Annotated in this window: 18 protein-coding genes; 7 read left to right on the top strand and 11 right to left on the bottom strand. The window is 67.9% G+C overall.

What is annotated here, in order from left to right; all coding sequences use genetic code 11:
- Positions 1-20 precede the first annotated feature (20 nt).
- On the top strand, positions 21-371 hold the full coding sequence (locus GLA29479_RS04045) for a GFA family protein (protein ID WP_057970852.1): 351 nt from the start codon (positions 21-23) through the stop codon (positions 369-371).
- Positions 372-553: 182 nt separating this feature from the next.
- Here the strand turns inward: GLA29479_RS04045 and GLA29479_RS04040 are convergent, their stop codons facing one another.
- The 4 genes from GLA29479_RS04040 to GLA29479_RS04025 all read right to left on the bottom strand — a co-directional run bounded on the left by GLA29479_RS04040 (position 554) and on the right by GLA29479_RS04025 (position 6326).
- On the bottom strand, positions 554-862 hold the full coding sequence (locus GLA29479_RS04040) for a hypothetical protein (protein ID WP_057970851.1): 309 nt from the start codon (positions 860-862) through the stop codon (positions 554-556).
- Positions 798-3149 carry an FdhF/YdeP family oxidoreductase gene (locus GLA29479_RS04035; protein ID WP_057970850.1) on the bottom strand — a complete coding sequence of 784 codons (2352 nt, stop codon included), beginning with the start codon at positions 3147-3149 and terminating at the stop codon, positions 798-800. The genes GLA29479_RS04040 and GLA29479_RS04035 overlap by 65 nt, the downstream gene beginning before the upstream one ends.
- Entirely contained in the window at positions 3146-4063 is a 918-nt protein-coding gene (gene fdhD, locus GLA29479_RS04030; protein WP_082638266.1) for a formate dehydrogenase accessory sulfurtransferase FdhD, read from the bottom strand. The genes GLA29479_RS04035 and fdhD overlap by 4 nt, the downstream gene beginning before the upstream one ends.
- 421 nt (positions 4064-4484) lie before the next feature.
- Positions 4485-6326, bottom strand: a complete 1842-nt coding sequence (locus GLA29479_RS04025; protein ID WP_057970849.1) for a DUF885 domain-containing protein — start codon at positions 6324-6326, stop codon at positions 4485-4487.
- A gap of 956 nt (positions 6327-7282) precedes the next feature.
- Here GLA29479_RS04025 and GLA29479_RS04020 point away from each other — a divergent pair.
- The gene (locus tag GLA29479_RS04020; protein ID WP_082638265.1) at positions 7283-9934 is read left to right on the top strand and encodes a TonB-dependent receptor plug domain-containing protein; all 2652 of its coding nucleotides are present in this window, start codon (positions 7283-7285) and stop codon (positions 9932-9934) included.
- Positions 9935-10380: 446 nt separating this feature from the next.
- Positions 10381-11217: a DUF4349 domain-containing protein gene (locus tag GLA29479_RS04015; protein WP_057918794.1), complete on the top strand. Its 837-nt coding sequence runs from the start codon at positions 10381-10383 to the stop codon at positions 11215-11217.
- 60 nt (positions 11218-11277) lie between these two features.
- On the opposite strand, the gene GLA29479_RS04010 is transcribed toward GLA29479_RS04015, so the two are convergent.
- Positions 11278-11574, bottom strand: coding sequence for a hypothetical protein (locus GLA29479_RS04010; RefSeq protein ID WP_031372893.1), 297 nt, complete (start codon positions 11572-11574; stop codon positions 11278-11280).
- Between the two features lie 148 nt (positions 11575-11722).
- Between GLA29479_RS04010 and speG the strand changes: the two genes are divergently transcribed.
- On the top strand, positions 11723-12307 hold the full coding sequence (gene speG, locus GLA29479_RS04005) for a spermidine N1-acetyltransferase (RefSeq protein WP_057918793.1): 585 nt from the start codon (positions 11723-11725) through the stop codon (positions 12305-12307).
- Positions 12308-12455: 148 nt separating this feature from the next.
- Here speG and GLA29479_RS04000 read toward each other — a convergent pair whose 3' ends face one another.
- Both GLA29479_RS04000 and GLA29479_RS03995 read right to left on the bottom strand, forming a co-directional pair.
- Entirely contained in the window at positions 12456-13409 is a 954-nt protein-coding gene (locus GLA29479_RS04000) for a peptidylprolyl isomerase (RefSeq protein WP_082638971.1), read from the bottom strand.
- A gap of 23 nt (positions 13410-13432) precedes the next feature.
- Entirely contained in the window at positions 13433-13891 is a 459-nt protein-coding gene (locus GLA29479_RS03995) for a DUF1579 family protein (protein ID WP_057970847.1), read from the bottom strand.
- A 179-nt stretch (positions 13892-14070) separates the two neighbouring features.
- Here GLA29479_RS03995 and GLA29479_RS03990 point away from each other — a divergent pair, with 179 nt between their 5' ends.
- Positions 14071-14436, top strand: a complete 366-nt coding sequence (locus GLA29479_RS03990) for a PadR family transcriptional regulator (RefSeq protein WP_031372897.1) — start codon at positions 14071-14073, stop codon at positions 14434-14436.
- Positions 14433-15371 (top strand): sensor domain-containing protein, encoded by a 939-nt coding sequence (locus tag GLA29479_RS03985; RefSeq protein ID WP_057970846.1) that lies wholly within the window; start codon positions 14433-14435, stop codon positions 15369-15371. The genes GLA29479_RS03990 and GLA29479_RS03985 overlap by 4 nt, the downstream gene beginning before the upstream one ends.
- Before the next feature lie 375 nt (positions 15372-15746).
- Here the strand turns inward: GLA29479_RS03985 and GLA29479_RS03980 are convergent, their stop codons facing one another.
- The 3 genes from GLA29479_RS03980 to GLA29479_RS03970 all read right to left on the bottom strand — a co-directional run bounded on the left by GLA29479_RS03980 (position 15747) and on the right by GLA29479_RS03970 (position 18806).
- On the bottom strand, positions 15747-16139 hold the full coding sequence (locus GLA29479_RS03980) for a hypothetical protein (RefSeq protein ID WP_057918790.1): 393 nt from the start codon (positions 16137-16139) through the stop codon (positions 15747-15749).
- Positions 16140-16658: 519 nt separating this feature from the next.
- Entirely contained in the window at positions 16659-17903 is a 1245-nt protein-coding gene (locus GLA29479_RS03975) for a polyhydroxyalkanoate depolymerase (RefSeq protein ID WP_057920151.1), read from the bottom strand.
- 294 nt (positions 17904-18197) lie between these two features.
- On the bottom strand, positions 18198-18806 hold the full coding sequence (locus GLA29479_RS03970; RefSeq protein ID WP_057970845.1) for a class I SAM-dependent DNA methyltransferase: 609 nt from the start codon (positions 18804-18806) through the stop codon (positions 18198-18200).
- Positions 18807-18963: 157 nt separating this feature from the next.
- Between GLA29479_RS03970 and GLA29479_RS03965 the strand changes: the two genes are divergently transcribed.
- The gene (locus GLA29479_RS03965; RefSeq protein WP_057973058.1) at positions 18964-19386 is read left to right on the top strand and encodes a CopD family protein; all 423 of its coding nucleotides are present in this window, start codon (positions 18964-18966) and stop codon (positions 19384-19386) included.
- A gap of 234 nt (positions 19387-19620) precedes the next feature.
- Here GLA29479_RS03965 and GLA29479_RS03960 read toward each other — a convergent pair whose 3' ends face one another.
- Positions 19621-21330, bottom strand: coding sequence for an alkaline phosphatase (locus GLA29479_RS03960; RefSeq protein WP_057970844.1), 1710 nt, complete (start codon positions 21328-21330; stop codon positions 19621-19623).
- Positions 21331-21436 lie beyond the last annotated feature (106 nt).

The following is a 21436-nucleotide window of genomic DNA, read 5'->3' as shown; positions in this document are numbered from 1 at the left end:
CACCGCGGCGGGAGCATGCGATGACCAAGTATTCCGGCGGCTGCCATTGCGGCAAGGTCGCTTACGAGGTGGAAGGCGAGATCGACCAGGCGATCGACTGCAATTGTTCGATGTGCCAGCGGCGCGGCGGCCTGTTGTGGTTCGTGCCGCGGGCCTCGTTCGTGTTGAAGACCGATCCGGCCGACCTGGGCCTGTATCACTTCAACAGGAACAGCATCGACCATCATTTCTGCAAGCACTGCGGCATTTCGTCCTTCAGCCAGGGCAGCATGCCGGACGGTACGCTGATGACGGCGATCAACGTGCGTTGCCTGGAGGGTGTCGACCTGGCCTCGGTCAAGGTCGTGCCGGTGGACGGGCGCAGTTTCTGAGGTCCATGGTTTGACGACCGGCGTTGCGTAAGTGACGCCTCGCATGGAGGTTCGTGGTCGCGGCTCGCGCCGCTCCTACCCAAGAGCCGCGGCCAGGGGAGGGGCAGCTCGCGCGGTGACCGCGCCAAAACAATAATGACGTAGCCAGCGTTTCCAGGGCTATTTCGAAACGCCGATGCGCTCTAATCGCGCTGCTCGCCGCCACCCGTTCGCAGCCGTTCGCGCCCGCGCTCGGTCAACACCGCGACTTGGGTTTCGCCGCGCATCTCCACCCGCACCCAACCCGGACCGGTGTGGCCGCCGATGGCGTCCTCGCCGATCCAGGCCAATTCGCGCAACAACACGCTCATGCGCAGGCCCAGGCGCTTGCACAGGCGCGGCAGGGACACGCCGTCGGCTTCGCCGGCCAGCATCGCCAGCAGGGCCTCAGTCGACTCGGACAAGGCCGATGTCCCTGGACGCTTGCAGGCTCTGCGCTGCTTGCGGCACATGCGGGTGCACGATCACCGGGATCGATTTCGAGGTCGGAGTGCGCGCCTCGTCGGCGAAGCTCGACAGCGGCACCAGCGCATTGGTCTCGGGATAGTAGGCGGCCAGGCAGCCGCGCGGGATGTTGTACTCGACCAACAGGAAGCGTCGTGCGATGCGTTCGACGCCGTCCTCGCACAGGCTTTCCAGGTCGACCCAGTCGCCGGCGTTCATGCCCAGCGCGGCGATGTCGTCGCGATGGATGAACAACACCCGACGCTCGCCGAACACGCCGCGGTAGCGGTCGTTCATGCCGTAGATGGTGGTGTTGTACTGATCGTGCGAGCGGGTCGTCGCCAGGGTGAACACCGGTTGCAGCTGGCTGGCGCGTGCGCGGTGCACCGGCAGGTCGGTTGGCACCGCATGGGTCTTGAACAGCGCCTTGCCCTCGGCATTGAGCCAGCGCCGTTCGGCCGCGGCATTGGGGAGGTGGAAACCGCCGGGCACGCGCACGCGCCGGTTGAAATCGTGGAAGTCCTCGAACACCTCGGCGATCTTGTCGCGGATGCGGTCGTAGTCGCCGACCAGCCACAGCCACGGCACCTTGCTGCGTGCGCCCAGGGTGGCCGCGGCCAGGCGCGCGACGATCGCCGGTTCCGACAACAGGGTCGGCGCGGCCGGCGCGTTGATGCCCGCCGACAGGTGGACCATGCTCATCGAATCCTCGACGGTGACGCCTTGCGGGCCGCTGTCCTGGATATCGATCTCGGTGCGGCCGAGGCAGGGCAGGATGTAGGCGTCGCGGCCGTGCACGAGGTGGCTGCGATTGAGCTTGGTGGTGACGTGCACGGTGAGCTCGCACCCGCGCAGGGCGCGATGCGTGGCGTCGGTGTCGGGCGTGGCGGTGGCGAAGTTGCCGCCCAGGCCGAAGAAGGTCTTGCAGCGGCCGTCGAGCATGGCTTCGATCGCGCCGACCGTGTCGTGGCCGGGTTCGCGCGGCGGCTCGAAATCGAATACCTCGCGCAGGCGGTCGAGAAAGGCCGGCGACGGCTTTTCGTAGATGCCCATGGTGCGGTCGCCCTGCACGTTGCTGTGTCCGCGCACCGGGCAGGGGCCGGCGCCGGGACGGCCGATGTTGCCGCGCAACAGCAACAGGTTGCCGAGCATGTGGATGGTCGCGACCGAATGCTTGTGCTGGGTGATGCCCATGCCCCAGCAGCAGATCACGCTGCCGGCTTGCGCATACAGGTCGCCGGCGCGTTCGAGCTCGGCGCGGCTCAGGCCGGATTCGGCTTCGATGGTCTCCCAGGCCTCGGCGGCGACGTCGGCGGCGAAGCGCTCGAAGCCGCGGGTGTGCTCGGCGATGAAGGCGATATCGATGACTCTTTCGCGGCCTTCGCCCTGTGCCTGTGCGTCGAGTTCGAGGGTGCGCTTGATGATGCCCTTGACCGCGGCCAGGTCGCCGCCGATGCGCAACTGGAAATAGTCCGAGGAGATCCGGGTCGAACCGTTGTGCAGCATCTCCAGTTTGTCCTGCGGGTCGGCGAACTTCTCCAGGCCGCGTTCGCGCAAGGGATTGAACGAAACGATCGCGGCGCCGCGCTTGGCCGCCTTGCGCAGCTCGCCGAGCATGCGCGGATGGTTGGTGCCCGGGTTCTGGCCGAAGATGAAGATCGCATCGGCGAGCTCGAAATCGTCCAGCAGCACCGTGCCCTTGCCGACGCCGAGCTGGGCCTTCATCGCCGTGCCCGAGGGTTCGTGACACATGTTCGAGCAGTCGGGGAAGTTGTTGGTGCCGAACTCGCGCACGAACAACTGGTACAGGAAGGCGGCTTCGTTGCTGCAGCGCCCGGAGGTGTAGAACAAGGCCTGGTTCGGCGAATCCAGGGCGTTCAGATGCGCACCGATGCGGGCGAAGGCTTCGTCCCAGCCGATCGGCAGATAGCGGTCGCTGGCCGCGTCCCAGCGCATCGGATGGGTCAGTCGGCCCTGGTTCTCCAGCCAATGGTCGCTGTAGCGCGCGAGCTCGGCGACCGTGTATCGGGCGAACAGTTCCGGCGTGGCGCGGTGCCTGGTCGCTTCGGCGGCCACCGCCTTGGCGCCGTTCTCGCAGAACTCGAAGGTCGAGGTGTGGTCGCGATCGGGCCAGGCGCAGCCGGGGCAGTCGAATCCGTCGGGCTGGTTGGCCGAGAGCAGGGTGCGCGCGCCGTGCACCGGCACGTCCTGTTCGAGCAGGTGTCGGGCGACGCTGCGCAACGCGCCCCACCCGCCGGCGGGGCCGTCGTAGGGGCGGATGGTCTTCTTGCTCATGAATGCGATTCCGTTGCATTGCCGTCGCCGCCATCGTCGGCGCGCGCGTCGCGCGGCCCGTTCTCGATCAGGCGCTGCGCATGGGTGTAGACCGCGTGCCCGTCGTCGCGGGCGAAGCCGATCAGGGTCAGGCCGGCCGAGTCGGCCAGCGCGATCGCCAGCGTGGTCGGCGCCGAGATCGCAGCCAACAGCGGGATGCCGGCCTGCGCGGCCTTCATCGCCATCTCGAAACTGGCGCGGCTGGTGACGACGGCGAAACCCTGCAACGGGTCGAGGCCGGCGGCGACCAGCGCGCCGATCAACTTGTCGAGGGCGTTGTGGCGGCCGACGTCTTCGCGCACGAACGACACGCGACCGTCGCGGCCGGCCCAGCCGGCGGCATGGGTGGCGCCGGTCAGGGCGTTCAAGGGTTGGCGTTCGCGCAGTTCGTGCAAGGCGCGGTGCAAGGCCTGGACGCGGATCGGCGCGCTGTCGCGCAGACGCGGCGGCGGCCGCAGCACCGCCTCGATGCTTTCGGTGCCGCACACGCCGCAACCGCTGCGGCCTTGCAGGTTGCGCCGGCGTTGTTCGAGCGCGGCGGCGCGGGCCTCGGGAATGGCGAGGCGCAGGGTGATGCCTTCGAGCGAGGTCGCGATTTCCTCGACCCGCAGTTCGTCGGCGCGCGCGACGATGCCTTCGCTGAGCGAGAAGCCCAGGGCGAAGTCGGCCAGGTCGTCGGGCGTGGCCATCATCACCGCGAACGGCGTGCCGTTGTAGACCAAGGCGACCGGCACTTCGGCGGCGACCGCATCCACGGTGTCGTCGACGCGCGCGCCGCGGCGGCGGCGCACCGGGCGCGATACCGCGCCGGCGCGTGCCGTGTCGGGCGCGGCCGAGGGCGGGGTTGCCGACGCCACGGCGTTGTCACTGGACATGAGACCTCTCCGATTACGAAGGTTGTTGCCTGCGCTCTGCGCCACTATGCGCCCCGGGACATAAAGCAGGGGTCAATCCGGAAGCGTGAGCGAGGCTATTCCAGGCGGGTGGCGACCTGTATCAGCGGTCGATTATCGCCGGTCGACCGGCTCTGGCCTTCGCCTGCCGCGATCCGGGAGTGGGGCGACGCGGGCGGCCGTGGTTCAGTCGCTGCCGAGGCGGCGTGGTCGCGGCTTGCGCCGCTCCTACCCAAGCGCCGCGCTGCAAGGAGTAGGAGCGGCGCAAGCCGCGACCGCGGGCGATCGGCGGCGGCGTCACTCCGGCTGGCCACATGCGCGATTGGCCACGTGGAAGATCGCAGGTGCACGTACCAACAAAAAGCCCGCCATGCGGCGGGCTCTCGTTGCTGCGAACCGGTCTTCAGAGAATCGGCTCGTCCAGCATCAGCTCGCGCACGAAACGCACCGGCGGAGCGCCGTAGGACAGCACTTGGTCGTGGTAGGTCTTGGCGTCGAACTTCGGCCCGAGCTTGGCTTCCACCGCCTTGCGCATGTCGAAGTGTTCCTGCGCGCCGACGAAATAGGTCGGCAGCTGCGCCGAGGTCAGTTGGGCGCGGACCCACTTGCCGGCGGCTTCGCGTTCCTGCTGGAAGGTCTGCTGGGTCATGAACTGCATGGCCTGCTCGCGGCTCCAGTCTTCGACCTGCACGCCCTGGTCGAGAATCGCATTGCCGATGCTGCGCAGGTAGAACTTGAGCTGGACCAGGCGGAACAGCGGGTCGTTGTCGAGGTAACCGGCATCGGCCATCACGTCCTCGGTGTACACCGCCCAGCCTTCGGCGAACACGCCCGAACGCAGCACCGCGCGCAGGGTCGAGGGCGCCTTGGCCGAATGCGCGCCTTCCAGGTAGTGGCCGGGCATTGCTTCGTGGATCGACAGCAGATGCACCATGCGCGTGTTGTATTCGCGCAGGAAGGAATCGACCTGGGCGTCGCTCCAGTCGTCCGGAATCGGCGAGATCGCGTAGTAGGTATCCAGGCCCTTGTCGAGCGGGCCCGGCGAGTCGCAATAGGCCAGCGCCACGCCGCGCTGGAACTCCGGCATCAGGATGATCTTGACCGGCGCGTCGGGCACGGTCACCAGGTTCTTGGCGCGGGTGAAGGTCGTGGCTTCCTCGAGCGTCTGCTTGGCGAAGTCGACGACCTTGTCGCGCGCCGGCTTGTCGGCATAGGCCAACTCGAGCGCGGCTTCGATCGCCTTCTGCTGCTGTTCCGGCTTCGGCTTGTCCGGCAGTTCCGGTGCGCCCGGCTTGCCCTTGAGCTCCTTCTGCGCGATCGCGTACATCTCGGCGCGCACACGGGCCAGCTCCGATTGCGCGCGCTGCATGATCTCGGCGCGCGAAAGCGAGGAGTTGAGCGAAAACTTCAGCTTCTCGTCGTACAAGGTCTGGCCGATGCGGAAATTGCCCTTGGCGTTCGGCACCAGGGTCTTGTCGAGCCATTCCTGTTGTTCGGCGACGGCCTTGCGCAGCCCGGCGACGGCGGCGTCCAGGCGCTTGCGCTCGGCGCCCTTGAGCTGGCCGGCGTTGGGCGCGATGAAGGTGTCGATCAGGCTGAGCACGCCGGCGTTCTGCTTGGCGACGGTCTCGGCGTGGATCTTCGGCACCCGCGCCGGGTCGAGGTTGGCGCGGGCCTGGGCGAAGATCGAGGGGATCTTCTCCATGCGCGCGGTCGCCGACTTCAGGCGCTGCGGCATCGGCGCGAACTCGCGCGCCATCAGGTTGTAGATCGCGTCGCCGGCCAGGCCGCTGTAGACCATCGGGTCCCAGGCCCAGTTCTGCAGGGTTTCGATCGACCACACTTCCGAACGCAGGCGATTGCGCAGGATCGCCGCATCGACCTGGTTCTCGCGCGACAAACGGGTGGCGTCGACGGCGTCGAGTTCGGCCAGCAGCTTGCGGTTGAAGTCGAGCTGGCGCTGGCGGCCGGCGGCGCTGAGGTCGTCGAGCTCGGCGTCGAAACGGTGGTCGCCGATCTGGGTCGCGCTGACCGGGTTGATCTGCATGACCCCGTCGAGCCAGCGCTTGGACAGCGCGGCGAAGGCGGCGTCGACGGCCGGATCCGAGCTCGCCGCGGGCGCGGCGGCGGTCTTGGCCACGGCGGTGGGCGCGGCGGTTTCGTGCGGCCCGCAGGCCGACAAGGCGAGGGCCAACAGGGTCGGGGTGAGGACGAAAGAGAGCTGCGAGGGACGCAACAGGCGCATATCCGATCTCGGTCGAGGGGGCGGCCGGGCCGCAATGCGCGGAGGATATGCGAAGGCGATGGGGGGCGCATGGGTCATAGGTCCGGGCGGGGAAGTGGGCGGCGCGGCCGATTGCAGGGGCGCCGCTGGCGGCGCGCTCGCGGGCAGCGGACTTTTCCGATCCTGTCCTCCGCGCAACGGCCGTGTCGGCTGTCGGATTTCGCGGTTTTCGTGGGCGCCGGCGACATAACCATCGGCAATGCGCTCATGCGCGCCGCGGCATGAGGCGGCCTGAATAATGAACACCGGGTCGCACTGACGCGATCGCGTGCAAGCCTTGGCCTGCGGGGCTTGCACGCGATTCGTCCCGATCGCCGGCGCATTGCCCGGTTCAGGATTGCGGCGGCCGGCGACGATGACGGCGGCGAATCGGCACGGCGAGTCGATTGACGTCGCTTTATCGCGATGCAACATATCCCTCGTCGCCGGCCTCGGCGACCCTTACTCCGCTGCCGACGACCTCACCGTGAATCCTGCAGGACCGACGAAAACTCACGCCGCATCGCCCCGTTGCATGGGCGCCTGCCGCTGTCGCGAGTGTTGCCGCTGAATCGCGCATCGCTACGCCTCGTCCGTCCGCTACCTCTTCACGTTCGTCTTCGCCGCCATGTCCGCTTCGATCCTGAAATCTCCGCCCGCGACCACGTTCGCTTCGCTGCAGCCCCGACCCATCGCGCGAATGCCGATGCGCTGTCGTTGTAGCCGGCAGGTGATGCCCGCGACGGGTTGATCCTGCCAGCACCGTCTTTCGCCCGACCCGGATCGGTACGCGGCCGCACGGCAACGCCGTCCCGCGATTCCCTCTCCCTCTCGTGACCGTACTGCGCTTGCGCAGCGCCAGCGGCTGCGTGCCGTTCCGGGCGGGCGTTCTTGTTCGTTTTTTCGTCTTTCCCTTCGACTCGTCCCCAGGAAGCCCCATGTCCCTCGCTCTTGTTTCGTTCCGCCCCGGCGTGCGTTACCGACGCCTCGCTCTCGCACTTTCGATCGCACTGGCCGCGCCGCTGGCGCAGGCCGACGATGCCGCCGCCGCACCCGACGCCGCGGCCGGCGTCACCCTCGATGCGGTCCAAGTGACCGGCACCCACCTCAAGCGCAGCGACGAGGCCGGGGTCAACCCGGTGTTGGTGATCGATCGCGCGCAGATCGAGAAGAGCGGCAAGGTCACCGTGTCCGACCTGCTGCGCAGCCTTACCGTCAACAGCGGCAACAGCTTCAACGAGCAGTACACCGGCAGCTTCGCCAATGGCTCGGCCGGCGTGTCGCTGCGTGGCCTCAGCCAGAAGAACACCCTGGTGCTGGTCAACGGCTATCGCGTCGCCTCCTACGGTTTCGCCCAGAACACTCAGGACAATTTCGTCGACCTCAACGCCTTGCCGCTGGGCGCGATCGAGCGCGTGGAAATCCTCAAGGACGGTGCCTCGGCGCTGTACGGTTCCGACGCGATCGCCGGCGTGGTCAACCTGATCCTGCGCCGCAAGATCGAAGGCCTGGAAGTCGATGCGGCCTATGGCGCGGCGACCGAAGGCGGCATCGATCAGAGCAGCCTCGGCCTGCGCGCCGGCCACGGCGATTCGGCCAAGGACGGCTACAGCCTGCGTTTCAGCCTGGACGTGTTCAAGCGCGGCCGTCTCGACGCCGACGAGCGCGATCTGACTCGCGACGGCGATTATCGCGACCAGCCCGGCGGGCGCCTCGCCGGTTGGTCGACCCAGGGCGGCGCCTATCTGTCGAACCCGCGCGCACCGGTGGCGTTCGCGTGCCAGCCCGGCACCCAGTCGCGGCCCTACGCCGATTTCGGCAGCCCGCTGCCGGGTAATGCCTGCGCGTTCAATACCCAGCCGTTCCGCACCCTGGTGCCGGACGTCGAGCGCTATCAGGCGCTGGTCGCCGGCGATGTGTGGTTCAACGATTCGCTGCAGGGTTTCGCCGAGATCCTCTACAGCACCAGCCACAACGGCACCTATTTCAGCGCGCCGATGTCGGTCGGCGCCGGCCTGCGCGCCTACGACCGCGGCACCGGTCGCCTGGTCGACATCCCGGCGGTGTTGCCGGTCGGGCATCCGAACAATCCCAATGCGGTGCCGACCCCGTTCGAGTATTCCTTCCTCGACCTCGGCGCGCGCTACAAGATCAACAAGTCGCAGTTCCAGCGCACCCTGGTGGGTTTGCGCGGCCACGGCGAAACCTGGGACTGGGAAGTCGCCGCCAGCCATTCGGAAAGCCGCCAGCGCGAGTACGTGCGCAACTTTCTCAACCGCTACGCGTTCGAGCAGACCCTGGCCAGCGGCAGCTACGACTTCCTCAACCCCTCGCGCACGCCGGGCGCGCTCGACGCCCTGCGTCTGTCGACGCGGCGTCCGGGCACCTATCGCCTGAGCACGGTCAGCGGCAAGATCTCCGGCTTCCCGTGGCAGTGGCGTGCCGGCGACGTGGGTGTGGCAGCGGGCGTGGAATTCCGCGACGAGGCCCAGGACGCGCGCACCAGCCCGCAGGTGCTGTCGGGCACCGAACTGCGCCCGGCGATCAACCTGATCGACGGCAGCCGCCGCGTGTCGGCGGCGTTCTTCGAACTCAGCCTCAAGCCCTGGCAGCAGGTCGAAGTGCAGTTGGCCGGCCGCGGCGATCACTACGACGACTTCGGCAGCGCGTTCTCGCCCAAGCTCGGCATCCGCTGGCAGGCCAGCGACGATTGGCTGCTGCGCTTCAACGCGTCGCGCGGCTTCCGCGCGCCGTCGTTGCCGGAGATCGCGCAGAGCACCACGATCAGCTACGGCAGCGTGATCGACCCCTACGATCCGGTGCAGCCGGGCGCCTCGCGCGGCGTGACGATCCTGCGTGCCGGCAACCCCGACCTCAAGGCCGAGCGCTCCAGCAACATCAACCTCGGCGTGTTGTGGGCGCCGGACGCCGACACCAGCCTCGGCGTGGACCTGTACCGGATCCGCCAGGACGATTTGATCGCGCCGGACAACGTCCAGTTCGTGGTCTCCAACCCGCAGACCCATCCCGGTCGGGTCACCCGCGATGCGCAGGGCCGCCTGCAACTGGTCGAGAACCGCTACGCCAACCAGGGCACCCTGACCACGACCGGCTTCGACATCGAAGGCCGCAAGGTCTGGCATGCCGGCCAGGCCGACTGGACCCTCGACGGCACCTGGACCCGCCTGCTGAGCTACGAGCAACCGCAGGTGGCCGGCCAGAGCGCGCTCGAAGGCGCCGGCGGCAACCGCTTCGGCGCGCTGCCGAAGTGGCGCGGCATCACCTCGCTGGCCTATGGCCGCGGCGACTGGAACGCGCAGCTGTCGTGGCGTTATATCGGCGGCTACCGGCAGCAGGTCGTCGATGCGCGCAGCAACCCGGGCCTGGACGCCAAGGTCGACGACCATCATCAGTTCGATCTGTACCTGGGCTACGAAGGCCTGCGCGACACCACCTTGTATGTGTCGGTGCAGAACCTCGCCGACAAGGACCCGCCGTTCGATCCCGCCGGCGGTGCGTTGCCCTACGACATCAGCCAGTACGACGCCTTGGGCCGCTTCGTCACCGTGGGGTTCAAGCACAAGTTCTGATCGGCGTGCCTAGGTGGGAATGATGGTCGATAGGCGGGTGGCGTAACCCGCCTGCCGTGGTTCCCGCGACGGCGACCACCCGGGGTTTACCGAGGCATCGCTCTGAAGTCTCTACGGCCCGGCCAGGGCGCATCGCGCCCTGGCGTTCATGGATGCGCGAGCCAGTGGCTCGCAAGCGCATCCATTCACCCTCTCCTTCGCGGGGATGACGGTTGGACAGACCCAGCGGGATCTACCCATCGTCGTTCCCGCGAAAGCGGAAATCCAGTGCTTTACCGCGGCACTGCTGTCCAGTCTTTGCTGTGTTTCCGAGGGGTGTTCAACCCCGATGGAGGCGGCCCGACGTTAGCCATCGTCATGGCGCCCAGCGCAAACCCGCTGCGCCCCCGGCCGCGGTGGCATAGTGCGTGGGCCGAACGGATCACGGACAACAGGGAGAACGGATCATGGCGTATGGATTTGCGAAGCGGCTGCTGGCCGCGACGTTGGCGGTGGGACTGCTCGGCGCGTGCAGCAAGCACAACGCCGCGACCATGGAAGAGTCGGCCGCGGTGCCGATGGCCGACCTGAGCAAGCCCGATGCCGGCGGCTCGGCGCCGTCGCCGGCCAAGGCCGATCTCGGCGTGCTGCTGGCCTACGAACACCGGCTGCGGATCCGCCTGCCGGGCGAGCGCATCGCGACCCAGGCCCAGGCCGTGCAGGCGGCCTGCAACGGCGGCAAGCTCGGTGCCTGCGCGGTGCTCGGCATGAACCAGAGCGGCGGCGACGAGCCGAGTGCGACCCTGCAGGTGCGCATCGTGCCCGAGGGCGTCGAGCCTCTGATCGCATTGGCCGGCAAGGGCGATGAAATCAGCGAACGCAGCATCCAGGCCGACGATCTGGCCACCGCGGTGCGCAACAACACCATGTTGCAGGACCGCTTGCAGAAAGAGCACGCGCGCTTGCTCGAGTTCCAGGACCGCAAGGACCTCAAGGTCGCCGACGTGCTGACTTTGTCGAACCGCATCGCCGAGATCGAGGCGCAGTTGCAGGGCGCTCAGCAGGAGGCCGCGCAACAGCAGCGGCGCATCGCCACCCAGTTGGTGACCTTCAACTTCGAGACCACCCGCGCCCAGGCCAGCCGCAGCGAAATCGGCGAAGCCTTCCGCGATTTCGGCGGCATCGTCGCGGCGGTTATCGCGTTCCTGATCCGCGCCTTCGCGGTGTTGTTGCCGGTGCTGGCGGTATTGCTGCCGCTGGTGTGGCTCATCCGCCGCACGCTGCGCAAGCGTCGCAAGGCCTGAGGCGGCGATGCCGCCGGCCTTCGGGCCGGCGCTGCGCCCGCTATCGCCGCAAGCGCCGGCTCAACGTTCTTCGTCGGTTTCGAACTCGACCAGCACGTCCAGGTCGAAGGCCAGCGCTTCCACCGCTTCGCGGACCTTGTTCGCGGTGGAAGCGTTGGGCGCGTCGACCTCCAATTCGTGCACGCCGGGGCCGGCGTCGTCGGGCAGGCCGGCGGAACTGGAATCGGAGTCGTCCATATGCGGCATCAGGTCGGCGACTTCCTCGACGTGTTCGATGCCTTCCAGGCTCGACAGCAGGTTGCCGATGGCGCGCGCGTCGTTCTCGTTGCCGGTGATGCGCAGTCTGAGCAGGGGCATGGCGGAACCTTCGCGCAGGGGGGAGTCCGCAGGCTAGGCAGCCGACGGCTAAGGCGATGTGAAACGTCGCCATCGGTCCGCCTATTGCGATGCGCAACGTGGGTAAAACGTCACACCGGCTGCATGCCGGTGGAGTAGGGTAACGGCCATGACTACGACCTCCGCCGACGAGCATCCCGTGCCGAGCGTCACCCTGCGTCCGCTGGAGCGCGGCGACCTGCATTTCGTCCATGTGCTCAACAACAACCGCAGCGTGATGGGTTATTGGTTCGAAGAGCCCTACGAGTCCTTCGTCGAACTCGAAGAGCTGTACCGCAAGCATATCCACGACCAGTCCGAGCGCCGCTTCATCGTCCAGGACAGCTCGCAAGAGCGGGTCGGGCTGGTCGAGCTGGTCGAGATCGACCACCTGCACCGGCGCGCCGAATTCCTGATCATGATCTCGCCGGAACAGCAGCGCCGCGGTTACGCGCGCGCGGCCACCGACATGGCGATCAACTACGCTTTCCGCGTGCTGAATCTGTACAAGCTTTATCTGCTGGTCGACGTCGACAATTCGCGCGCGATCTCGATCTACGAGCAGGCCGGGTTCCAGCGCGAAGGCGTGTTGATCGACGAATTCTTCAGCGACGGCCGCTACCACGACGTGGTGCGGATGTGCCTGTTCCAACCGCAGGCGCTGGAGCGCGGCGCCAGCGCCAAGCCGCTGTCGCGCGGGCCCGAGAAGGACTGAGGCCGGCGCCGAACGGCGCCGAACACGACTGAGGCGGCGCCGAACGGCGCGGAACACGGTTGAGGCCGGCGCCGAATGGCGCGGAACATGGCTGAGGCCGGCGCCGAACGGCGCCGGCCGTGCAAGACCCGGCGCCGTCGATGCGAGCTTATTTCTTCTTGCCCTTGGTCTTTGCCTTGGACGGCTGCGCCGCGGCCTGCGCGGTTTGCTCGCGCACCGGCAGCGGCACGTTGCAGATGTTGATGTGGCCGGCCGGCTGCTTGTACCAATCGTCGCGGCGGTTGCGACGCGATTCGACCAGCTCGGCGAACAGCGGCGTATCGGTGCGCAACACTTCCAGGTTGGCGCGTTCGGCCTTCGGCACGTCGGCGGCCAGGCGGATCGCACGGATCGGCGTGCGCTCGGCCGGGGTCTCGTAGAAGCCCAGGTTGCCGGTGCCGCGCGGCAGCGACGACAACAGCTCGATGCCCTTGACCACGCGCCCGACCGTGGTGATGTTGCGGTCGAGGTGGCGCGGCGATTGCCCGGTCACCACGTACAGCTCGGTGCCGTTGCTGGAATCGGCGGCCATGTCGCGGCCGGCGCCGACGGTGCCGTAGCAATGGGCGAGCCAGCTCGAACCATTGGCCGAATCGCGCGCGGCCGGGAAGCCGGCGACGAAGCCGGCCTCGGCCGCCCAACCGTCGGCGTCCGGCAACACGGTCATCGCCAGGCCCTGGCTCTTGCGGGCGAATTCGGCCGGCAGCTTCGGCTTGACGCCGCGGCCATAGGGCTTGCGCGTGGCCGCGTCCTCGGCATTCGCGTCGCCCCATTGCACGACGTAGTTGTCCTGCGAGCGGTTGATGCTGAGGCCGTTCCAGTACTGATTGGTGGCCAGCGCGCGGATGTTGGCGACGTGGGCCGGCGCGAACTGCGGCGCCAGCTCGATCACCACGCGGCCGCGCGGCAGCTCGACGTACAAGGTGTTCTTCGGGTCCAGGGGGCGCCAGTCGGCGGGCTGGCTGGCGTCGAGGATCTCCTGCATCGGACGCGCCGGGGTCTGCGCCGCTGCGGTCTGCAGCACGGCGACGGTCAACAGGCTCAGCAGGGCGGTTTGCGGCATCGAACGCATCGGGCGATCTCCTGTCAGGGCTGGCGAGTGTAGTCGCCGCGCATGAATTCGGCGAAGTCGGTTTCGCCCGGGAAGCGGTGCTCGATGACGAAGCGGTGGCGCTCGCCGTCGAGTTCGTAGCGATAGCGCGATTCGCCGCGCCGGGTGACCCTGTCGAAATGCAGGCTGTCGCCGCACCAGCGCCCGCGCGCCGGCGTGGCCGGATAGCCCAGCGAGTCGAACCACCACCACAGCACCTGGTCGCTGCCGGGTTCGACCACGAACACGCCGTGGGCGCGGAACACGGTCTGGCCGTCGCGTTCCTGGCGGTAGTCCTGGATCAGCGCGCCGCCGTCGAGGGCGATCCGGTAGTGGCCGTGGCCGAGCGAGGCCGCGTCCGGGGGGGCATCGGCGCTGCGCTCGGGCCCGGACCAGGCGCCGGCGAGGCGGTGCAGCAGGGCGATCGGGGCGGGGTCGGCTCGGTGCGGTTCCATGGTGTGGGCGGGACCTCGTCGATGGCGTCGTTGGGCCGGGGCGCGGCGCGGCCGGGTCGCCGCAGCCTACCCCAGCCCGCCGAGCGGAAAGCGGCCCTGCGACTCGTCCCGGTGACTATCGGCACATTCGCTATACCGAACTTCGCACTAGTCTGACCTCAACGATAGCGGAGAGCGACATGACCGACTTCGATAACCAGCTGCGAAAGTTCCAGAAAGAGCTCAGTGCCGGCACCGTCTCGCTGGCCCTGTTGGCGGTTTTGGCCTCGGCCGCCGAGCCGATGTACGGCTACCAGATCGCCAAGCGCCTCGAACGCGAAGGCGAGGGCGTGCTCAGCGGCAAACAGAGCGCGCTGTACCCGGTGTTGCGCAACCTCGGCGCCGGCGGCCTGCTCGACAGCCACGTCGAGCCCTCGGTGACCGGCCCGCCGCGCCGTTACTACCGCATCACCGAAACCGGACTGTCCGTGCTGCGCGAATGGGTCATGGCCTGGCGCGCCACCCGCGATTCCGTCGATTCCGTCCTTCAGGGGCTAGCACTATGAACACCACCGCCACCACCGGCTCCTTCGCCCGGCCCGACAGCGCGCTGCCGCAGTCGATACCGGACTACCTGGATCGCCTGCGTGCGGCCTTGGCCGGCGCCGACAAGGCCTTGATCCAGGACGCGCTGTACGACGCAGAGGAATACCTGCGCTCGGAGATGGCCGAGAACCCGGGCCAGAGCGAGGCCGAGGTGATCGCCGCAGTCGCCGGCAGCTACGGAGCGCCCGACGAGGTCGCCGAGATCTACCGCGACACCGAGATCAAGGTACAGACCGCGCTGCGGCCGCCGGCAGCGAAGCGGCGTCGGTCGCTGCTCGGGCGCTTCTTCGGCGTGGCCGCCGAACCGCGCACCTACGCCGCGCTGTTCTACATGCTGTTCTCGCTGGCGACCGGCATCTTCTACTTCACCTGGGTGAGCACCGGTCTGTCGATGTCGCTGGGCATGTTGGTGCTGATCGTCGGCATCCCGCTGTTGATCCTGTTTGTGGGCTCGGTGCGGATCCTGTCGCTGGTCGAGGGCCGCCTGGTCGAGGTGATGCTCGGCGAACGCATGCCGCGCAGGCCGCTGTATCACAACCGCGAACGGCCGATCCTGGAGCGCATCAAGGACATGTTCACCGACCCGCGCACCTGGGGCACCTTGATCTACATGCTGCTGATGCTGCCGCTCGGCATCGCCTACTTCACCGTCGCGGTGACCGGTTTGAGCATCGGCCTGACCCTGGTATTCCTGCCGATCGCGCGTTTGTTCGGCTTCGAGTACGGCACCGTCAACATCGATGGCATCGACCTGCTGGCGCAAGGCGAGCCGTGGGCCTGGCCGGTGGTGATGATCCTCGGCGTGCTGACCGTGTTCGCGACCCTGCACATCGCCCGCTTCGTCGGCAAGTTCCATGGCCAGCTCGCCAAGCATCTGCTGGTGCGCTCGAGCTGATAACCCGCTCCATGTCGCGGTTGTTGCCGCGGTCCCGAACGCAACGAAGCCGGCCCGATGCCGGCTTCGTTGCGTTCGGGCGTCCATCCGCAACCAGCTCGTTCCGGCCCGTTAGCTTTGGTCTTTTTTGGTTTTTGGCTTCTGGTTTTGCTGTTGCTGTTCCCCCCTTTGAAAAGGGAGGATTTGCTTTTGCTTAGCCGCACGCATCGCACCGAACAGCAAATCCCCGCGCCGACACCTCCATCGGGCTTCGTGCTCATGTCGGGCGCTCGCCCCCTCTCCAGGGGGCGATGTGAGAGGCGTGTTCGTAGAGCGCCGCTCAAGCGTCGTGGCTGCGATTCGTTCGCGGTTGAGGCGCGTGAAGCAGGTCGCGCATCACTGCAGGAAGCAGCTGAGCTTGACCTGCAGGAAGCTGGCCTGCTCCTGCTGCATCGCGGCCTGGCAGACCGGGTCGGTCGACGAGCCGGCTTGCTGGCACTTCATCGCGCGTTGCTGCGAAACGATGTTGTACATCTGGCGGTTGACCGAACACTGCGGCGTCGGCGCCGGGCATTGCGCATCCATCAGCTGCCAGTAGACGTTCTCGACCTGCTGGTGCTGCTGGCAGATCGGGCTGTTCGGGCCTTGCGTGGTGCAGGCCTGGACGCGTTGGATGTGGCTGATCTCGACTTGGATGCGAGCGGACTGGCAGGCCGGGGTGGCGGCGGAGGCCGCACCCGAGCACAGCATCAGGGCGGACAGGACGGCGGAAACGGTGGCGAATTTCATGCGGTTCTCCTTGAGTCGGGGGCCATGGAACGAGTCGAGGGATGAAGCACGATCCGGGGCAAGGGCGCGGACAGGGCGCCATTCCTTGCGACGGGACGTAGGAGCGCGCAATCGCAGTCGGCGATCGCGCTTGCGACGAGCGCGCGGGGTGGCGCAACGCGACGCGTCGGCGTTGCGACGGGCGATGGCGAGGGAACGATGCGATGCGGCATTGGGCCTTCCTGGCATGTCGCGAACGGCGTGGCCGGTTCGCGTGGTCCTTGTTCGCCGAGCTGATTCGATGCGGCCTCGAAGCGAGGGCGACTGCACAGGCAGCGTTCGGTGGGGCGCGGCGATCCTTCAGCGGGCCTCAGCGCAGACTCTATCCGCAAAATTCGCCGGGTCCTGGCGGCGACGGCCGCGTTTGCTACGCAGTCGACAGTTTTTCCGTGCGAATCGGCGGGGTTCTTGCAAAAAAAGCCCGATGCATGGCATCGGGCTCGGGTTGCGGCGGCGGTGCGCGCTTTGGCGCGGGAAAGCTCAGGCTGCGTACTTGGCGATGAACTTGCGTACCTGCGGATAGACCTGCTCGCGCCAGCGGCGGCCGCTGAAGATGCCGTAATGGCCGGCGCCGAGGATGGTCAGGTGCTCGCGGTCGGCTTCGGCCACGCCGGTGCACAGGGTGTGCGCGGCGCGGGTCTGGCCCTGGCCGGAAATATCGTCGAGCTCGCCTTCGATGGTGAGCAGGGCGGTGTTCTTGATCGCGCCCGGATTCACCCGTTCGCCGGCGACGTCCCACAGGCCGCGCGGCAGCAGGTGCTCCTGGAACACCACGCGGATGGTGTCGAGGTAGTACTCGGCCGGCATGTCGAGCACGGCGTTGTACTCGTCGTAGAAACGGCGATGCGAGTCGGCGTCTTCGAGATCGCCCTTGACCAGGTCCTGGTAGAAATCCCAGTGCGACTGGAAATGCCGTTCCGGGTTCATCGCGACGAAACCGCCGTGCTGCAGGAAGCCCGGGTAGACGCGGCGGCCGCGGCCGGGGAAATTGGCCGGCACGTGGTGGATCAGGTTGCCCTCGAACCACCACAACGGCTTGTGCACGGCGAGATCGTTGACCTGGGTCGGGCTTTCGCGGGTGTCGATCGGGCCGCCCATCATCACCAGCGAACGCGGCGTGGCTTCGCCGCGCGCAGCCATCAGCGAGACCGCGGCGAGCACCGGCACGGTCGGCTGGCAGACGCTGATCACGTGCAGGGTCTCGGCGCCGATCAGGCGGATGAAATCCTGGATGTAGGCGACGTAGTCGTCGAGGGTGAAGGCGCCGTCCTCGGCCGGCACCATGCGCGCGTCGACCCAGTCGGTGATGTAGACCTTGTGGTCGCGCAGCAGGGTCTTGACCGTGTCGCGCAGCAGGGTGCTGTGGTGGCCGGACAAGGGCGCGACCACCAGCACCGGCGGATCGTCCTTGAGCTCGGCGATGTTGTCGGCGTCGTCGGCATAGCGCTTGAAGCGCAGCAGCCGGCAGAACGGCTTGCGCTGCATCTCGCGCTCGATCACCGGATAGGCGTTGCCGTCGATCTGGATCGAGTGGATGCCGAACTCGGGCTTCTCGTAATCCTTGCCGACCCGGTACAGCAGTTCGTAACCGGCGGCCAGGCGCGAGGCGCCGGGCACGGCCGAGAGCCAACTGCCGGGCGCGGCGAACATCTTCGCGCCGGCTTCGGCCCAGTAGGTCATCGGCGCCATCCAGGCACGGCCGAGTTCATGCATCTGATAAAGCAGCATCGGATGGGACTCTCTGTGACGTTACGACTGTGGCGGTACGGCCTGAGGCCGGAGCGTGGAGGCTCCGGCCCGGGTGGTTTGCTGCGCCGCAGCATAGCGGATTGGGATGGCGGTCGCGTGAATGGCCCGAGCGAGTGCGACCGGCGTTCCAGGATGGGCTGAGACGCGCGGCGTGCCGGTTGATGGCCTTGCAGGAGCGGCACGAGCCGCGACCGTCATGGTTCCCGCTGACGTCGTGGTTGCGGATTCGCGGTCGCGGCCTGCGCCGCTCCTACCCCGGGGCCAAGTGCTTCACTCAGCGGTTTCCAAAGCCGCGGTGCCGCCGCGCAGGTCGGGCGCCAGCCACAGGTGCGAGCCCAGGCTGGCGAACCCTTGGGCGGCGAAGCGTTCGCGATAGAACTTGGCCGGGCGGCGCTTGAAGCCGACCGTATCGCCCTCGATGCCATCCTCGCGGCTGAAGGTTTCCAGGAAGGCGACGCCGCCGCAGAGTTCGGCCAGGCCGGACAGGCCGCGGTCGAGTTCGCGCGTGTCCAGGTAGTGCAGCACATCGCTGCAGATCAGCAAGTCGACCGGCGCGCTGGGGCGCAGGAACTCGAAGTCGCCGAAGCGCGCCAGGTGCAGGTTGCGGCTGCGGCCGTAGCGGCCGATCGCGTACTCGCTGCTGTCGAAGCCCAGATAGCTCGCGCGCGGCCGCAGCTTCAGCAGCGGCGCCCGCCACGGCCCTTCGCCGCAGCCGATGTCGAGCACGCTGCGCAGCGGGCGTTCGAGGTGGTATTCGGCCGTGGCCACGGCCAGCGCGACCTTGCGCGCGAGGCGGGCGCTGCCGCCGATGGCCTGGTCCTTGAGGGCCGGGTCGCGGTACCAGCGCTGGAAGTAGTCGCGGTCGTACTGTTTGCTCATGTGGGCGTCGGCGTTGCGTGGAGCGTGGCATCCTATCGCGCCCGGCCGGCGGACAGGACGCGGCGCGATGCGCGCCGGCGGTCCGTGCGATGGTTTCGCCATCGACTCCGCCCGCCAGTACCGCCAGTACCGCCAGCCGACTTCAGGACGCCCGCGCATGAATGCCTATCTGTGGACCAAGACCTTCCATCTCGTGTTCGTAATGGCCTGGATGGGCTCGGTGTTCTACCTGCCGCGGATCCTGGTCAACCTGGCCGAGGCCGGCGACGAGCCGGCGGTGCGCGCGCGCCTGGTGCTGATGGGCCGGCGCCTGTACCGCTTCGGCCACATCATGTTCGGCGTCGCCGCGATCCTCGGCGGCGTGCTCTGGTTCGTGTTCCACATGAGCGGCGGCTGGCTGCACGCCAAGCTGACCGTGGTCGCGGCGATGCTGGCCTTCTACATCGTCACCGGCCGCTGGCTCAAGGGCGTCGACCAGGGCCGCGCGCTGCCGTCCTCGCGCACTCTGCGCATCTTCAACGAGATCCCGGTGTTCGCCCTGATCGCGATCGTCTGGCTGGTGTTGGCTAAGCCGTTTTGAGGCGGGAGGCGGGAGGCGGGAATCGGGAATCGGGAATCGGGAATCGTAAAAGCGGGCCGACGCTGGTGACCTGGTAACGAAAAACGGCGACCTGCTGGCAGGTCGCCGTTTTGTTGTTCGCCCCGAAGAAGGGGCTGAGCGTAAGCGATGCGAGAGGGCGTTCGGTCGCGCGCCCTGCGCCTTGCTCTTGCTGTTCCCCCTTTGAAAAGGGGCAGGGGGGATTTGCGCTACGCCTCAGCGATTCTTGAAATCGTCCGCCTTCGGCAGCGTCAGCGGAATCGCGTTCGCGTCGCAATCGCCCTTGGCGCACAGCGCAGCGCGCAGCTTCGGCATGCTCTGCAGCATGAAGTGATAGATCGTGTTCTGCTCGACGCTGCCGCGCACGGCGTCGCTGCCGGGGCCGCGCGCCCAGATGCCGACGTCGTCGCCGCCGTGGGTCTCGGCGTTGGTCGGCACCAGCGCTTCCTGCATGTAGTCGGGATGCTCGGTGTCGACCTTGCTCAGGTCCGGGCGTCCCTTCTCGGCCATCTGGGTGCCGCTGACGGTGTGCGGGTAGCGGTGCGGGCCTTCGGGCTGCTGCGCGCTGGCGCCGACGTAACCGGGGCCGTTGCTGTAGCTGAGGGTGGTGTAGGGCATGCCGAGCGCGTCGCGGGCGTAATCGCCCGGGTCGCCTTCTTCGCCGCTGCTGCCGCGCACCTTGCCGAGCATCGGGTTGCCGCGCACCGGGTAGCCGACGAAGCTCAAGGTATGCGAGTGGTCGGCGGTGACCAGGATCAGGGTGTCGTCGGCCGAGGTCGCCCGGTTCGCGGCTTCGACCGCTTCGCTCAGCGCGATGGTGTCGGTGAGGGCGCGGTAGGCGTTGCCGAGGTGGTGGGCGTGGTCGATGCGTCCGCCTTCGACCAGCAGCACGAAGCCGTTGTCGCCCTTGATGCGCTTGAGGCGCTCGATCGCCGCGGTGGTCATCTCGGCGAGCGAGGGTTCGCCGGCGCCGTCCTGCGGGCGGTCGTGCGAGAACTGCATGTGGTCGGGTTCGAACAGGCCGAACAGCGGCTGGTCCTTCGGCGCCGCGGCGAATTGTTCGGCGTTCCAGACATAGGTGCCGCCGGGGTGGCGCTGCTTCCAGGTCGCAACCAGGTCGCGGCCGTCGAGGCGCTGGCCGACTTTGTCGTCGTATTCCGGGTCGCGCTGTTCGACGGTCATGAAGTTGCCGCGGCCGCCGCCGAGCAACACGTCCGGGCCGGTGCCGTAGGGCGATTCGATCATCTGCCGGGCGATGTCGGCGCAGCCTTCGGCCTTGGCCTTCTCCGGCAGATCCATGTCGTTTTCCCAGTTGCGATCGGCCGAATGGCTGAAGGTCGCGCCGGGGGTGGCATGGGTGACGCGGGTGGTGGTGACCACGCCGGTGGCCAGGCCGCTGCTCGCGGCGAGTTCCCACAGGGTCAGCATCGGCGCCGCCAACGCGCCGGCGCAATCGCCGCGCGCGGCCTGCTGGCCGATGCTGAGCACGCCGGCGCGGGTCTTCACCCCGGTCGCCATCGCGCTCATGGTGCCGGCCGAATCGGGCGTCTGCGAATCGGTGTTGTAGGTCTTGCTGAGCGCGGTCGAGGGGAAGCGTTCCCAGCTCAAGCGGTTTTCTTCGCCGGGCGCGCCCTTGAGCTGGCCGGCCAGGATGCGCGCGGCGGCCACCGTGGTCAGGCTCATGCCGTCGCCGACGAACAGGATGACGTTCTTGGCCTTGCCGCCGATGGCGCCGCGTTGCGCGGCCTGGGCGGCGCCGTCGCGATACCACCAGGCCGGCGTCTCGCCTTGCGGGTGTTGGATCGCGGGGACGTCGATGGCGACGCCGTGCGTCGCCGGTGCGTCGCTGCGCGTCGGCGCCGAGGCGGCGCAGGCGCTGAGCAGCGCGGGAACGAGAAGGACGGAAGCGGAACGCAGCTTGGACATGGACGGCCGGCTTGGGATGGCTAGCCGGCGATTATGCCCCGGGTCTGTGACGGCATTTACGATTGCCGGAAATGTGCCTGGGCCATCGCCTTTGCCGGTCGTGGCG

Source organism: Lysobacter antibioticus (genome assembly GCF_001442535.1).
Classification (GTDB): Bacteria; Pseudomonadota; Gammaproteobacteria; order Xanthomonadales; family Xanthomonadaceae; genus Lysobacter; species Lysobacter antibioticus.
This window is presented reverse-complemented; position numbering and strand designations above follow the sequence as displayed.